We start from the raw sequence: 15,712 nt of genomic DNA on the forward strand, positions 1-15,712 counted from the left end.
GGCACGCCCTAAGGGCGCGCCTTTTTTGATGCGTTTGCTTTACTGATTCTTTTCGCCGCCCCTGTATTCGAGGCAAAGCATCGTCAGATCGTCGAACTGCTCGGCTTCCTTCACGAAGCCGTCGACCGCGCCGCGCACGTTGCGCAGGAGCTTTTCCGGATCGGCGTCCGGCTCGGAGTTGAGCGCGGCGAGCATACGGTCGGTTCCGAAAAGCCGGTTTTCCGCGTCGGTGGCCTCGGGTACGCCGTCGGTGTAGACGAAGAGCTTCGCGCCGGGGCGCAGCTGCAGCTCGTATTCCTTATACCGCATGCCGTCCATGGCGCCGACGGCGAGTCCGTGCTTATCCTTCAGCAGCTCGAATGCGCCGTCCGGCTCCTTCAGCGCGGGATATTCGTGGCCCGCGTTCGCGGCGGTGAGCTTGCCGGTGGAGATCTCGAGGATCCCGAGCCAGACGGTCACGAACATCTGTTCGGGGTTGTTCGCGGCGATCTGCTTGTTGACGAGCTCCAGCACCTTCGCGGGAGAAAGTCCCGTCATCGCGGTGTTCTTGATTAGGGCTTTGGTTATCATCATGAATAGCGCGGCGGGTATTCCCTTGCCGGATACGTCCGCGATGACCGCGGCGAGGTGGTCGTCGTCGAGCAAGAAGAAGTCGTAAAAGTCGCCGCCGACCTCCTTGGCGGGATCCATGCTGGCGTAGAGGTCGAATTCATGCCGCTCGGGGAAGGCGGGGAAGACGTTCGGGAGCATCGCGTACTGGATGCGGCTGGCGAGCTCGAGCTCCATGCCGATCCTCTCTTTTTCCGCGGTGATGGTCTTTATCTTTTCCATGTGGTCGTCTATCTCGCGCGCCATATCGGTAACGTCCTCCGAGAGCTGCCCGAGCTCGTTGCGAAGGCGAACGCCCGCGAGATCCTTCGATACGGCGGCGCTGTCCTTCGTGGTCTTGTAATCGCGAATGCTGTGCTGTACCTTTTTGATCGGGCGAAGCACTACGAGGTATATCAGCAGCAGGCAGACGGCGGAAAGGACGAGCTGGTTGAGGATCGCCATCGCGGTTCCGGTGCGCGTCTGCGCTTCGATATCGCTTTTGAGCGCGGAAAGGCCGTAGGTCAGGCCGAGAATAACGTTGTGTCCGTCGAAGGAGGTCAGCGTTGAGTAATAATCGACGTAGTTGCCCGCGTCGGCGAGGTGGCTGGATTTCTGAAGCGCGCCGCGCATCGCTTCGGTCTGGCTTTCCGCGACGGAGACGACGTTGCCGAGAGGGTAGACCTCCTCGTAGTTCGTGCCTCTGGCGGCGCCCGGGTCCGCGGCGCTGAAGAGGAAGAACTGCTTATCGAACGGCTCCTCCGACACGACGCAGAAAAGGAAATCGACGTGATAAGACTGCTTTATCTGATCGACGCGGGTTATCAGGAAGGAGTATATTATCTCGGCGTAGAGCTTCTGATCTTCGGCGGGAAGCGCCTCGCAGTCGGCGTCCGTCATATAGCGCAGCTCCGTATCGGGATGGCGCTGTGAGAAAACGCGGCACTTTTCCGCCGTGAGCGTGTCTGCGGCGTAGTCGGCGTCGTATTCGATGTCGAGCTCGTCCGGATGCTCATACCAGTATTTGATCAGCCATTGACTCGCGGGATACTCGTTTACCGCGCGTCTCGTTTCCTCCGCGATCTCGGAGGCCTGAAGCTCGGTCTGTTTCTTGACGCTGTTGTTGTAGAGGTAGGTCTCGCAGATATAAGTCAGGGCGCCGGTTATCAGAACGCCGATAAGAAATATCGCCGCGACTTCGATAAGAAGACTGATTTTCCGCTTTCCTTTTGTTTCGTGCATATCGTTACCTCGTTGTCGGGATCTCTCGGGTGCGTCGCGCCGTCTGCGGATCATTTCTCACGGTTGATCCTGAACTCGACCGATTTCTTCAGATACTCCAGATACTCCCCGTCGCGGCACATAGCCTTGCCGGGCGTATCGGAGAGCTTCGCGACCGGTCTGCCGTTGACGTACTGGAGTTTGATGACGATGTTCAGAGCGTCCTCGCAGGTGTCGTTCGAAACGAACGTTCCGATCCCGAAGGAGACCTTCGCCTTGTCGCGGAAGTAGTCGTAAAGCTTCTGGGCGCGGTCGAAATCGAGGCTGTCGCTGAAAAGGAGCAGCTTCGTTTTCGGATCGACGCCGAATTTTTTATAGTGCGCGATGATCTTCTCGCCCCAGGCGTAGGGATCTCCGCTGTCGTGGCGGACGCCGGTGTAGTTGTTGACCATCGAGCGGTTGAAGTCGAGCAGGAAAAGGTCCGTCGTCACGGTGTCGGTAAGCGCCGTTCCGTTGTCGCCGTCGTATTCCGAATACCAGTCGCGCATCGCGTAGTGGTTGGTATAAGCAAGGGGAATGGAATCGACGCCCTGATACATCTGGACGAACTCGTGGGCATACGTACCGATCGGCGTTACGTTGTATTTTTTCGCAAGGTAGACGTTGGATGTTCCTACGCAGTTGTCCGTTTCGGTAACGAAACGGCGCACGACCTCGTCCTCCCATTCGCGGGAGAGGCGGCGGCGGCAGCCGAATTCGGCGAATTTGAAGGTGTAGGTGCCGTCGTTCATCGCTTTGATCTTTGCGTCAAGCCGTTCCGCCGCGGAGCTGCGGAGCTTATCGTAATCGAACGCCGTGCGGAAATAGACCTCGTTGATGATCTCCAGCAGGTATATTTCAAACTGCATCGCGGAGAAAAGCGGACCGTCGACAACGACGGAGAGCTCTCCGTCGGCGTTCAGATCGACCGAAACGTAGTCGCGTATAGGATGCCAGAGGCGGAGAAACTCCACGTAGTCGTTTTTGATGAAGCGGATGGAGCGCAGGTAATCGAGCTCCTCCCGCGTGAAACGCAGCTTACAGAGGTGGTCGATCTGCGCGTTGATCTCTTCGACCATGCCGGGCGTGAAAACGACGCCCTCGTTGCGGCATTTGAAGTAGTACTGTCCGCAAAGGTCGGTGTGCTTGTGGAAGATCACCTGATCCATATTGAATTTGTAAAGGTCGGTGTCAAGCAGAGAGACGACGATGGGTTCGAGTTTCATATCATACGTTCCTTTCATCGGTAATGCGGACTCACTTGCCCTTAACGCGGATACCCGGGTCAAAGGAGGGCATAAGCTTGAGCTTGAACGCGTTCATCTCATGCTTGCGGTCGATTATCTCCTTTTTGGTTATATCCTCGATCACGCCCTCGCGGATGTAGCGGTCAAGCTCGGCGTAGGTGAAGCCGAGGTTGTCCTCGTCGGTCTTTCCGCAAAGCCCGTCGATCGGGACCTTGTCCACGAGTACGTCGGGGAGCCCGAGGAGGCGGCCTATCGCCTTTATCTCCTGCACAGTGAGGTTGGAGCAGGGGCTGAAATCGCCGACGCTGTCGCCGTAACGCGTGGAATAGCCCACCCAGTCTTCTGAGAGGTTGCAGGTGTTTGCCACTCTGCCGTTGTTGCTCTGGGATACTGCGTAAAGCGTCGACATCCTGATCCTCGGCGGCAGGTTCTCGCGGCTCTGCTTTGAAAGCTCGAACGGGATGTTCTTCGTCACCCCGTCGACCGCGTCCTTGACGTTGACGATATAATGACGGATCCCGAGGTGCCCGACGAGCAGCTTCGCCATATCGATATCCGCCTGCTCGCCGTTCGGCATCAGCACGCCGATGACTCTGTCTCTGCCCAGCGCTTCAACGCAGAGCGCGGCGACGACGGAGCTGTCCTTGCCTCCGGAAATGCCGATAACGGCGTTGCAGCCGGGTCCGTTCTTTTCAAAGAAATCACGTATCCACCGCACGCATCCGTTCTTTGTTTTTTCGACGTCAAAAGTATACATTCCGGCACCTCTTTCACGACCGGTCCGCTTGCGTGAACGAGCGCAGCGGCGCGGATCATTGTATTTGATACAATAATAGCACGAATGTGTGAACAAATCAAGGAGAAATGAGAGAACGGGAGTTTGATGAAGACGGGCTTCGCCCTGATTAAGACGGCACGTTGCGCCTAATGAAGCGTTCGCTCCGCTCAACGATGAAGCGGAGTCGCCCGATAGCCTGTTCCTTCCGTTTTCGTTTTCTCGCCGGCGAAGCGTCTTCGTTTCTTCATCAGCCCGCTTGCGGGCGACTTCATTGAAAAAGACGGATCTGCAGTTTTGACAGCTTGATCCGAACTCTCGAAGAATTGAGTGATATATCTCGCTTCGCTCGATGTGATATGTTTGCCTTGCGGCAAACGTGATATTTTTCGCTGACGCGAAAAGTGATATGATATAAATCCGCTTACGCCCGCAGGCATATCACTCGCCGCAGGCGAATATCACGCGCGAAGCGCATATCACAAATCAACGAAGTGGATTTATATCATTGAAAAAGGACTTGCTTCCGCAAGTCCTTTTTCATGGTCCGAGTGGAGATAACGGATTTGACAATACCCAAAATAAAGCCAAGTATTATCGGCACCTGCGCGCATTCTTTCTCCGCTTCGCCGGTTCCGGAAAGATAAATCGCGGCAAAGAACCGAAACCACTTGTCTTTTGTGCGAAAAAATGATAGTATTTAATATGTCAGCATTTTAATTCAGGCAGGTTGAAATATATGAACGGTTTTTGCGAGCGGAAGTTCCGGTCAATGCTTTTGTCGGGGATTTTTACAAAAGCGGTTATGTACATAATGCTCCTCTGCGACAGTATTATCGCAGGGTATTTTGTCGGCAAATCCGGGGTCGCGGCAATCAACGCGATCACGCCCGTTACCGGCGTCGTGACTTTTTTCGGCGATCTCTGTTCGACGGGCGTCGGCATCGTTTTCACCCGGGAGGTCGGAGCGATGAGAAAAAAGCGCGCCGACGAGATCTACGGTCAGGGGCTTATTATCAGCCTTTCCATCGGGCTTTTATCGGCGCTTGCGATCTTTCTGATGCGGGGCGTTTATTTCAATCTGAACGGCGTGGCGGGAGAGATCCGGGAGGAAGCGCTCAAATATTATATGCTGATGCCGATCAACGCCTTACTGACGATCGTGATTTTTTATCTTGAACAGATGGTCTACAGCGACGGCGACGAGCTGTGCAACAACGTCTGCTACGCCTTCCAGATCGGCGGGAATATCGTGTGTTCCGTCGTACTTGCGAAGTTTATGGGGATGACCGGCATCATCCTCGGATCGATCATCGGAAACTCCCTCGGTATCCTCGCCTGCGTCTGGCATTATTTTCGCAAGGGCAACACGCTTCATTTTACGTGGCATCTTTCATTCAGGGACTTTCTTATGACGTCGCGATACAGCATCGTCGATTCCTCGGTCTATCTGTGCTGGGCGCTGATGGACTACGTCCTGATCGGGTTTGTTTCGAGCCGCTACGGAGATCCCGGACTGATAACCCTCGCCGTTGTCGTAAGTCTAATCGAATTCGGCGTCGTGCTTGACGGCGTCGGTATGGCGATGCAGCCGCTGATTGGCACTTATTTCGGGGAAAGGAATCACCGCCTGATAAAACGGGTCATGAAGTCGGGAATAAAGGCGGCATTGATCCAGGGCGCGGCGGCGACGGCGCTGATCTGTATTTTTGCAAAGCAGTTCTGCGGTCTTTTCGGTATCACGGGAGGCGCTGCGCTTGAGCCTTCGGTCGCCGCGGTGCGGATCGTATCGATCGGATTCACCTTTGTCAGCGCCGTGTCGCTGACAACCTCATACTATATGCTGATCGACCGGATCGGGATGGCGACGTGTATAGCCTGTTTGCAGAACGGCGCGCTGTATATGGCGCTTCCCGTCCTCGGAGGTGTGATTTTCGGCATAACAGGCATGTGGGCCGGATTTGTCATAGCTCCGCTTTTGACGCTGATCGCCGCGCTGATTTTCGTATATCTGCGCTTCGGAAAGGACAACTTTCCGTTCCTTTTGAAGGATATGGATTCCGAGATCGTCGTTATGGACGACAAGCTGACTCCAAAGACTTCCGTAAAGCTTTCAGAACAGGTCGGCGATTCCATGCTTTCTCACGGATATCCGAAAGAGGTTTCAAATCGTGCGGCGTTGTTTGTTGAAGAGATCGGTCTGACCGTTCTCGAAAAGAACAAGAAGTCAAAAAAGCAGGTGCTGATCGAGCTGTCGCTCTTTTATGAAGAGGATTCGGTCCTCGTTATTGAGCGTGATTCGGGAAAACTTTTCGACATAACGGATCCGGATCTCGAGATCGCCGGTCTCAGCAGTCTTACTTTGAACGGACTTATGAGGTCGCACACGGAAAAGGCATATCTCGTGACCACCGGATACAACCGGAATATGATCCGTTTCCGCCTTGACGGCGGCGAGGCGGAGGTACGCGGATGAATATTATTATTTATGATTTCGGGACAAGCAGCCTGAAGACCTGCCTGTTTAACGTCGACAACGGCGGGATCGCCCTCGAGGCGTCTTCAAACGCCTCATACGGTCTTTACGTTCTTGAAAACGGCGGCGCCGAACAGGATCCCGGGGAATGGTGGCAGGCGATCTGTAAAACGACAAAAGAGCTCTTTGACAAAACACAGGTCAAGCCCGAAGAGATTTCCGGTATTGCTTTCTGCGCGCAGATGCAGGGGGTCGTCCTCGTCGATGAAAACGGGAAAGCGCTGCGCCGGGCTATGAGCTATATGGACTGCAGGGGAGCAAAGGAATTCAACGACTGTATGGGGAAAGGGATCGTCAAGGTATCCGGATGCAGTCTATATAAGCTTCTTCGTAATCTGCGCGTGAATTACGCCGGATCGACAAGCGTCAAAGATCCCGTATGGAAGTATAAGTGGGTCGAAAACAACGAGCCGGAACTCTTCGCCAAGGTCGACAAATGGCTTGACGTAGGCGACTATCTTGTTTCGCGCTGTATCGGTAAGATCATAAGAACGGCGGATTCCGCCTTTGCGACGTTCCTTTACGATACACGCAAGGGCAGGGAGGGCTGGAACAAAGGGCTCTTGAAGATGTATAAGGTCAAACCCGAACACCTTCCCCCAATAATAAACAGCACCGATCTTGCCGGCTCTCTGACCGGAGAGGCGGCGAAAGACCTCGGTCTGAAAGCGGGCACGCCTGTTTTCGGCGGCGGAGGCGACACGACCTTCGTCAACATCGGCGCGGGATGTACGACGCCGGGCGACACGCATATCTACGTCGGGACGTCGGGCTGGGTATCAACTTTTCTTGACTATCAGACGGTCGATATCAACGCCATGATAACCGGTGTTCTGTCGGCAATTCCCGGTTATTTCAACTACTATGCCGAGCTTGAAACGGCGGGCAAGTGCTACGAATGGGTCAAAAACCACCTCGCTTTGGATGAAATCAACGTTTATCTTGAGAAAACCGAGGTTACGGACGATTTCGAAAGCAAGTTCACCAGTCTGTACGACTATATGTCAGCGGAAGCCGGCAAGGTGCCGCCCGGGGCGAACGGCGTGATATTCACCCCCTGGCTTCACGGCAACCGTTGTCCTTTCGAGGATGCAAACGCCGCCGGGATGTTTTTCAACATCAGAATCGACACCGGTAAGCGGGATATGATCCGCGCCGTCCTCGAGGGGATTTGTTATCACCTGCGCTGGCTGCTTGAATGTGAAGCGAAAAAAGTCAAAACCTCCGACACGGTACGATTTGTGGGCGGCGGATCGCTGTCTCCGGTGATTTGTCAGATGCTCGCGGACATTACCGGCAGGACGGTCGAGACCGTGGATAACGCGCAGCAGGTTGGTGCCGTCGGAGCTGCGATAGTCGTTGCGGCGGGGCTTACGGGAGAAAGCGCCGCGGAGCTTTCCCGTCGGATCGTGAAGGCGAACCGCACCTACCTTCCCGATCGGGAAAACGAGGCGGTATATGAGCGCAATTACAAGGTGTTCAAGAATTTATACAAGTCCAACGCCGCGAATTTCAGGCAGCTGAACGCCTGACGGAGCGTAATGCGCGTCGGGTCTCAACACGCCCGGCGGTAAATACCGTCACATTTTATATAAAATGCGGAGGTCATCCATGAACGTATATGATTTTGACGGCACGATCTATTACCCGGATTGCGCCGTGAGCTTTGCCCTTTGGTGCATGAGGCGGCATCCGTCTTTGTGGTTTACTTTTTTCCCAAAGGCGATCAAAAGTATTATAGGTCATAAGCGCGGAAAGGTGCCGCGTTACGTTATGGAGCGCACGTTTTTCAGCTTCCTTTGCAGGGTAGACGACTTCGACGAGCAAATCGAGAAATTCTGGGACAGGCACGAAAAGCGAATCTCCGCCTGGTATCTCGCGCAGAAAAAGCCGGATGATCTTATCATAAGCGCTTCCCCGAAATGCATCATCGAGCCCATAGCAAAAAGGCTCGGCGTAAACTGCGTCGCGACGGAATATGACCGGGAGTTCGGCGTATTTGTGGACAATCTCATGTATGCAAAGGGAAAAGCCGCGTATCTTATCGAGCACGGGTTTCCGGTGGTGGATAATTTCTATTCGGATTCGCTTGCGGATACGCCTCTGGCGCTTTGTGCGGAGAAGGCGCATCTCATCACCGACAAGGCGCGGAAGGTGAACGACTGGCCGGATCTTGATGAAGAGACCCTGGAAAAAGTTCACCGAAAGATTGACACGGGGTGGTCGATACACCTGTGACAAGGCGAGATCAATCAAAACCAATGATATATGGGCTTGAACATAAAGCGAAGGCGCTGATTTTTCAACAAAATCAGCGCCTTTTTTGGTGGGAGAGGATGGATTCGAACCATCGAAGTCATCGACAACAGATTTACAGTCTGCCCCCTTTGGCCACTCGGGAACTCTCCCATATTCAGTTTTGCGCCGTCGGTGAAGACAGCGAAAACTATTATACAGTCGCCGCCGCAAAATGTCAATAGTTAATTTTCAAAATATTTACCTTTCTTTTTGCTCCGCGGGAAGCGCGTGCTAAAAATGCCGTTTTTCCGCGGTTGGTGTTGACATCCGGCCGCCGGAATGCTAATATAAATAAAGAGATTTCACTCACAAACGGAGGAAACAGATATGCATACCAAAAGGATAATAGGCTTCATCCTTTGCATCGCGCTCTGCGCGGCCATGCTCGGAGGCTGCGGAAGCAGCTCCGCTTCGGGCGAAAAAGACGTCGTTACGTTTACTATGGCCGATCCCGGCGGCGACGTGAACATCCACACATCTATTCAGAATAAATACCTGAAGGGCGAGGATTACCTTGCCGCCACGGACTACGCCGTCGGTCAGCTCGAACTGAGCTACCCCGTACCGGTCACGCTCGAATGGACCGTCACCGGCGCCGAGGGTAAGGCGAAGTACACCGTCAACCTCTCCGAAAACGAGGATATGTCCGAAGCAAAGGAGTTCAAGTGCGACTACAACACGCTCCAAATAACCAACCTGAAGATAGGTACGACCTATTACTGGACCGTCACGGCAGTCTTCACCACCGGTAAGGGCGACAGCAAGACGAAGACGACCTATACCTCCGCGCCGCGCAGCTTCACGGTTTCCGCGGACTGTCCGCGTAACCTGCAGGTCGACGGCGTGACCAACTTCCGCGATATGGGCGGTTACGTGACCGAGAGCGGCCGTGTTGTCAAGCAGGGACTTATATTCCGCTGCGGCACGATCAGCGACGGCAATCCTGGCGAAGTCCGCGCCAGAGTTGCCGACGAAGGCAAAAAGACTATGCTCGAGGAGCTCGGCGTCAAGTCCGAACTCGATCTTCGTATGGAGGAGAACGGCGAGAACGGCCAGATAACAAAGAGCGTTCTCGGCAAGAAGGTCAACTATTACAACTGCCCGATGAGCTACTCGGGAGACATTCTCGAGATCAACTCGGAGCAGATCAAGGCGGCGTTCGACGTCTTCGCGGATAAAGACAACTACCCGATATTCTTCCACTGCGCTATAGGCACCGACCGCACCGGCTGCGTGGCGTTCCTGCTCAACGGCCTGCTCGGCGTCAGCGAGGAAGCTCTGTATCGCGACTATATGTTCTCCAACTACGGCCTGATCTGGGGTTCCCGCGACGGCAGTGCGATCACGAACTACATCAACCGCCTGCAGAAGTTCGGCGGCGAACGCCTCAGCGACCGCATCCGTAACTACCTGCTCAGCATCGGCATGACGAACGAACAGCTCGATACCATCGTCGAGATAATGCTCGGCAAATAAGAGATATAACAGACGGCTCCCTCGCGCAAGCGGGGGAGTTTGTCATTCTGAGCGCAGCGAAGAATCTCCGAAGTGAAGAAGAAGCGTTGACAGGCTCCCCTGTGCAAGGGGAGCTGTCTTTTTTGCGGAGCAAAAAAGACTGAGGGGTTGTATCTGCCGCGAAGCGGCAATGCAACACGTCGAAACCGTAATACCACTGACGCAGAGCGTCAATATCATTATCGCGCCAGCGATAATACCGCCGCGCCGCAAAGAACGCGTATCAGTCGTTACATATTGACAAACGCTGATTATGTGCTACAATATGTGTAGCGCATTGCTATGTGTTGTAATAAAGTGCGTACCATATAGGGGGAAAACAGAGTGAGAAGATTTATGTTAAAAAAGGTTATTTCTGCCATTATCGCTGTTATGATGCTGCTTGCGCTGTTGCCGGAAGGTATAATCGCGTCTGCGGCGACGACGGCGGAAGGGTGGTGCGGAGATAATCTGAAATGGACGCTCAGCAATGGCGTTTTGAAAATAACGGGCAGCGGATATATGTGGGATTACGGGGTGGACCAATATATCGGAGATGTGCCAATAACGTCTGCGCCGTGGGGAATGATGGTATTCACCAGCGCTGTAATAGGCAGCGGCGTTAAGAATATCGGCACGTGTGCTTTTACCGGGTGCTACGATATGACCAGTATTTCCGTTCCGAGTTCGGTCGAAGTGATAGACGTTGGAGCGTTTGCGTATTGCTACGGATTGGCAAGTTTCCCTGTGGCGGGCGGTGTTTGGTATATCGGCGACTATGCGTTTGAGTACTGCCAAAACATGGCGAGCTTTCCGTTTACGAGCAATGTCTCATACATCGGGGACGGCGCGTTTTTTGCTTGTTGGAGTATGGCCGGCATCGGTATACCAGATGGCGTGGAAACGTTAGGAGCAGATGCATTTTCCTGTTGTTTCGGGGTTGAAACCATCGCAATTGGCAGCGGCGTCTCAAGAATAGGCGAAAACGCGTTTTACGGATGCAACCCCTCTGTGTTTGCGGTCAATACCAACAATTCTATATATTACAGTAACGGGAACTGCCTTATTGAACGGAAAACGAGAAGGATAATCAGAGGTACAAACACGAGCACTATACCGTCCGATATAAAGATTATCGGCGCCGGTGCTTTTGGTTTGTGCGACGGCTTGACGGTCGTAAGCATCCCGGGAAGCGTGACCACAATTGAGAGTCGGGCGTTCTATGGAGATACGCAGATGACGGATATAACCATTCCCGCGAGTGTGACAAGCATAGCTGTAGATGCGTTTAAATACTACGATGATTTTGAACACATATTGCCTGTAACTCTCCATGTGTATTTTGACTCATATGCAAAAGAGTTTGCAGAGAACAACAACTTTAACTATGCTCTCATAGGAACATCGTCAGGGACTTGCGGCGAAGCCCTGACTTGGACGCTTACAGACGGAGCGCTTGTGATAAGCGGATACGGGCGGATGTATAATTACTTTTTGAACGCGCCGTGGGGGCGCGGCGTGCAAAGCGTAGTTATAAACAACGGAGTTACCGGAATAGGAGAGTGGGCATTTGCTGATTGTTGGGGCTTGACAAGCGTGTCGCTGCCTGATAGCCTGACCAGCATAGGATACTGTGCGTTTTATAATTGCGACAGTTTGACAAGGGTTACGATTCCGAAAAGCGTGACAGATATCTCATATACCGTTTTTACTCATGAGTACTCAAATTTGTCCGGTTTGGTTCTGAGGGTTTACGATGGTTCGTATGCAATGCAGTATGCAATAGATCACTGGATTGAATATGAAATAATTCCCCAATGCGGATTGAACCTCACATGGTCGCTTGTTAATGGCGTTCTTACAATCACTGGCACGGGGGATATGTATGATTACGATTCATTTAGTCCTGCACCATGGAGTAAAGCGGATGTCGTAGAGTTAGTAATCTCCAGAGGCGTGACGAGTATCGGCAACAACGCGTTCGAGAATTGTGTTGGATTAAAAAGAGCCACAATACCCGATAGCGTGACTGACATCGGCTATTGCGCTTTTTCTGGTTGTATTGCTCTTTCCTCAATAAACATTTCCGGCGTCTTGACGCACCTCGGGAGTATGGCGTTTTATAACACTGGTTACAGTAGCAATCCCGGCAATTGGTATAACAACGCGCTGTATATTGCGAATTGGTTATCTGAAACAAATAATCAAATAAACGGAGACGTGAATATCAAAGAAGGAACTATAGGGATCGCCGACGGCGTTTTTTCCGGCAGAATAAGAGTCGAGAGCATTACTATGCCGGACACGGTGCTTTCTATAGGGTTAGAGGCATTCAGCGATTGTGTCGCGTTAGAGAATGTCGAACTTTCAAACAATTTGAAGAGCATTGATAAATACTCTTTTGTGGGTTGCGAAAATCTGTCAGTTCTAAATATCCCGGATAGTGTCAATTATATTGAACGCGGCGCGTTCGAATACTGCCCCAAGTTGATATTGAAGGTTTTAAGAGATTCCTATGCGCATGCGTATGCGGTGGATAACAATCTCAAATATGAGATAATCGAGTATCCAATTTCGAGCATATCGGTATCAAAACTTCCGAATAAGACCGCATATATGGAGCGCAGTGAGGCGCTTGACGTGACCGGCGGCAGGGTAACGCTGTATTATACCAACGGTACATCCAAGACCATCGATATGACGAACGATATGGTCAGCGGTTTTGATAATACCAGAGTAGGATCTCAAACGCTGACCGTGAGTTACGAGGGTAAGACTGCGTTTTTCAGCGTAACTATAACGGCGAGGACTGCTTTGAGAATTGCAGTAACAACGTTGCCTGCGAAGACGAGTTATCTTGAGGGGAAAGACAAGTTGGATGTGGCCGGCGGTAGGATAACGGTATATTATAACAGCGGTCCGAGTGAAGTGCTTGACATGACAGCGGCAATGGTCAGCGGTTTCGATAACAACAAAGTCGGCGATCAGACTCTGACGGTTACCTATAACGGCAAGACGGCGACGTTCAACGTGACTATAGTCGCAAAAACGTTGAAAGGCATCAGCGTAGCGCAACTTCCGAATAAGCTTGAATATTTGATAGACAGCGAGCCGTTTGACGTTACAGGCGGAAAGATTAAACTGATCTATGATAACGGCTCCTCGATAATCACAAGTATGCTGGCGTCGATGGTCAGCGGGTTCGATAATACGATTCTAGGCAGGCAGACGCTGACGGTGACCTATAAAGGTTTTACCGATACGTTTGATGTGTATGTGGTGACGGCTGCCGGAGAGTTAACAAAAGGCGACGCCGACGGTGACGGAGTCGTCACGGTCAACGACGCGCTCTCCGCGCTGCGTATCGCGGCGAAGCTGGTCGAGCCGACCGCCGATGACTTCGCCGTACTCGACATCGACGGCGATGGCGTTATCGCGGTCAACGACGCGCTTGCGATTCTCCGCGTCGCCGCGAAGCTCGTCAATTCGCTGTAAAATGCCTAATCTCTTCTGGCGATTTCTACTGCCAACGGAGGGAAAACATGCATCGCTTTCAGCGGTTCACACCGAATGAAATAAAGCCCGCGGGGTGGCTGAAGCGGCAGCTTCGCATACAGGCGGGCGGCCTCGGCGGTCATCTCGACGAGGTCTGGCGCGACGTGCGCGACAGCGCGTGGATCGGCGGCTCCGCCGAGGGTTGGGAGCGCGTCCCGTATTGGCTGGACGGCTTCATTCCGCTCGCCTTCCTGCTGGAAGACGGGGGAATGATCGCGCGCGCGAAGCGTTATATCGACGCGATCCTCGCTTCGCAGAAGCCGTCCGGCTGGATATGTCCGCATCCGGAGGAGGACGCCGCGGACTACGACTCCTGGGCGATACTGCTCATCTCGAAGGCGCTGACCGTATGGGCGCGGTGCAGCGGCGACGAGCGCGCCGACGCCGCGCTTTACAAGTTGCTGAAAAACCTTTACTCGCTGCTTTCCTCCGGCGAGGTCAAGCTCTTCGACTGGGGCGCTTACCGCTGGTTCGAGGGCTGCGTGGCGATAGAGTATATCTATTCGCGCCGTCCGGAGCCGTGGTTGAAGGAGCTCGCCGCGCTGCTTCGTGAGCAGGGCGTGAAGTGGGCGGAAAAGACGCCGCTGTGGGAAACTCCCGCGGAGGCGTGGAATTACGATACGCATATAGTCAACGTCGCGATGGCGCTGAAGGCGGAGGCGGTCTCGCACGAGCTTCTCGGAGAGGAATACTCCGGCGAAGCCGACCGCTTCCTCGATATCCTCGACCGCTTCAACGGCACGCCTGCCGGCGTTTTCACCGGCGACGAGATCCTTTCGGGCTTGAGCCCGATACAGGGCACGGAGCTCTGCGCCGTAGCGGAGCTGATGTATTCCTGCGAGCAGCTTTACGCCCGCACGGGCGCGGAGAAGTGGGCGGAACGCCTCGAGCTTATCGCCTTCAACGCGTTCCCGGCGGCGTTCAGCGACGATATGTGGGCGCACCAGTACGATCAGCAGAGCAACCAGATCGCCTGCGAGAGATTCCCGGGCAGACCGGTGTTCCGCACCAACAACTGCGAGGCGCACCTTTTCGGGCTGGAGCCGAACTACGGCTGCTGCACGGCGAATTTCGGGCAGGGCTGGCCGAAGCTCGCGCTTTCGGCGTTCATGCGCGGCGAAGGCGAGGTCGTCAGCGCCGTTCCGGTCCCGTCGCGGCTTGATTGCGATAGCTGCCGTATAGAGCTTGAAACCGACTATCCGTTCAATACGGAGTTCGTTTACACGGTTGAGGCGAAGGCGCCCTTCGCGCTCGCGCTGCGCGCGCCGTCATACGCCGGGGCGGCGTTCGTCGGCGGCGCGGCCGTGACGCCGGAGGCGGACGGGCTTTTCCGCGTCCGCTTCGCCGCGGGAGAAAGGCGCGTTCTGCGCGTGCGGTGGGAGGTCGGAACGGAGCTGCTGCGCCGTCCGCACGGGCTCGTCAGCGTGAAGCGCGGGCCGCTTGTCTTCGCGCTGCCGATAGCTTACGAAAAGCGCATGCGCGAATACGAGCGCGACGGCGTCGAGCGGAAATACCCCTACTGCGACTACGAATACATACCGAAAAGCGAGTGGCGGTACGCGCTCGCGTACGGATTTGAGGCCGACTTCCGCGGCGTCGGCGAAACGCCGTTTTCGTCCGCGCGCCCGCCTGTGGCGCTGAAAGCGAAGGCGCGGCGCATCGACTGGGGCTTCGAGGAGGGCTACACCTCAGTCTGCGCGAAGGAGCCGCGCTCCCGCGTCCCCTTCGGCGAAGCCGTTCCCGTCGAGCTTTGGCCTTACGGCTGCGCGAAGCTCCGCGTCACCGAGCTGCCGCCGCTTGAATAAACGTGCACGCCCCAAGGGCGCGCAAATTAGGGATAAGTCGGGTTTTGAACGGCTGTTTCCCGCCCATGCTTCACAAAAAACAGCGGTCATACATCAAGTATGACCGCTGTTTTGTTGTTTTGCCTGAACGATAAACATCTCGTTCAAAACTGCT

Annotated in this window: 9 protein-coding genes and 1 tRNA gene; 6 read left to right on the top strand and 4 right to left on the bottom strand. The window is 54.2% G+C overall.

Annotated features, from left to right (window positions below; genetic code table 11):
- Window positions 1-39: 39 nt before the first annotated feature.
- The 3 genes from J5441_00145 to nadE are packed head-to-tail and all read right to left on the bottom strand — an operon-like array spanning window position 40 to window position 3,852.
- Window positions 40-1,830 (bottom strand): SpoIIE family protein phosphatase, encoded by a 1,791-nt coding sequence (locus J5441_00145; GenBank protein ID MBO4933571.1) that lies wholly within the window; start codon window positions 1,828-1,830, stop codon window positions 40-42.
- Between the two features lie 50 nt (window positions 1,831-1,880).
- Entirely contained in the window at window positions 1,881-3,074 is a 1,194-nt protein-coding gene (gene pncB / locus J5441_00150) for a nicotinate phosphoribosyltransferase (GenBank protein MBO4933572.1), read from the bottom strand.
- A gap of 31 nt (window positions 3,075-3,105) precedes the next feature.
- On the bottom strand, window positions 3,106-3,852 hold the full coding sequence (gene nadE / locus J5441_00155; GenBank protein MBO4933573.1) for an NAD(+) synthase: 747 nt from the start codon (window positions 3,850-3,852) through the stop codon (window positions 3,106-3,108).
- Window positions 3,853-4,675: 823 nt separating this feature from the next.
- Between nadE and J5441_00160 the strand changes: the two genes are divergently transcribed.
- The 3 genes from J5441_00160 to J5441_00170 all read left to right on the top strand — a co-directional run bounded on the left by J5441_00160 (window position 4,676) and on the right by J5441_00170 (window position 8,644).
- Window positions 4,676-6,346 (top strand): hypothetical protein, encoded by a 1,671-nt coding sequence (locus J5441_00160; protein ID MBO4933574.1) that lies wholly within the window; start codon window positions 4,676-4,678, stop codon window positions 6,344-6,346.
- Complete coding sequence (locus tag J5441_00165; GenBank protein MBO4933575.1) at window positions 6,343-7,938, top strand: FGGY-family carbohydrate kinase; 1,596 nt, start codon at window positions 6,343-6,345, stop codon at window positions 7,936-7,938. The genes J5441_00160 and J5441_00165 overlap by 4 nt, the downstream gene beginning before the upstream one ends.
- 79 nt (window positions 7,939-8,017) lie before the next feature.
- Window positions 8,018-8,644, top strand: a complete 627-nt coding sequence (locus J5441_00170) for a haloacid dehalogenase-like hydrolase (protein ID MBO4933576.1) — start codon at window positions 8,018-8,020, stop codon at window positions 8,642-8,644.
- An 86-nt stretch (window positions 8,645-8,730) separates the two neighbouring features.
- On the opposite strand, the gene J5441_00175 is transcribed toward J5441_00170, so the two are convergent.
- Window positions 8,731-8,815: transfer RNA gene (locus J5441_00175), tRNA-Tyr, on the bottom strand.
- Window positions 8,816-9,031: 216 nt separating this feature from the next.
- Here J5441_00175 and J5441_00180 point away from each other — a divergent pair.
- The 3 genes from J5441_00180 (at window position 9,032) to J5441_00190 (ending at window position 15,558) form a co-directional block, all read left to right on the top strand.
- A complete protein-coding gene (locus tag J5441_00180) occupies window positions 9,032-10,180 on the top strand; it encodes a tyrosine-protein phosphatase (protein ID MBO4933577.1) in 1,149 nt (382 codons plus the stop codon).
- Between the two features lie 363 nt (window positions 10,181-10,543).
- Window positions 10,544-13,693 carry a leucine-rich repeat protein gene (locus J5441_00185; GenBank protein MBO4933578.1) on the top strand — a complete coding sequence of 1,050 codons (3,150 nt, stop codon included), beginning with the start codon at window positions 10,544-10,546 and terminating at the stop codon, window positions 13,691-13,693.
- A gap of 47 nt (window positions 13,694-13,740) precedes the next feature.
- A complete protein-coding gene (locus J5441_00190) occupies window positions 13,741-15,558 on the top strand; it encodes a glycoside hydrolase family 127 protein (protein ID MBO4933579.1) in 1,818 nt (605 codons plus the stop codon).
- Window positions 15,559-15,712 lie beyond the last annotated feature (154 nt).

The organism is Clostridia bacterium, assembly GCA_017620395.1.
Lineage (GTDB): Bacteria > Bacillota > Clostridia > Oscillospirales > RGIG8002 > RGIG8002.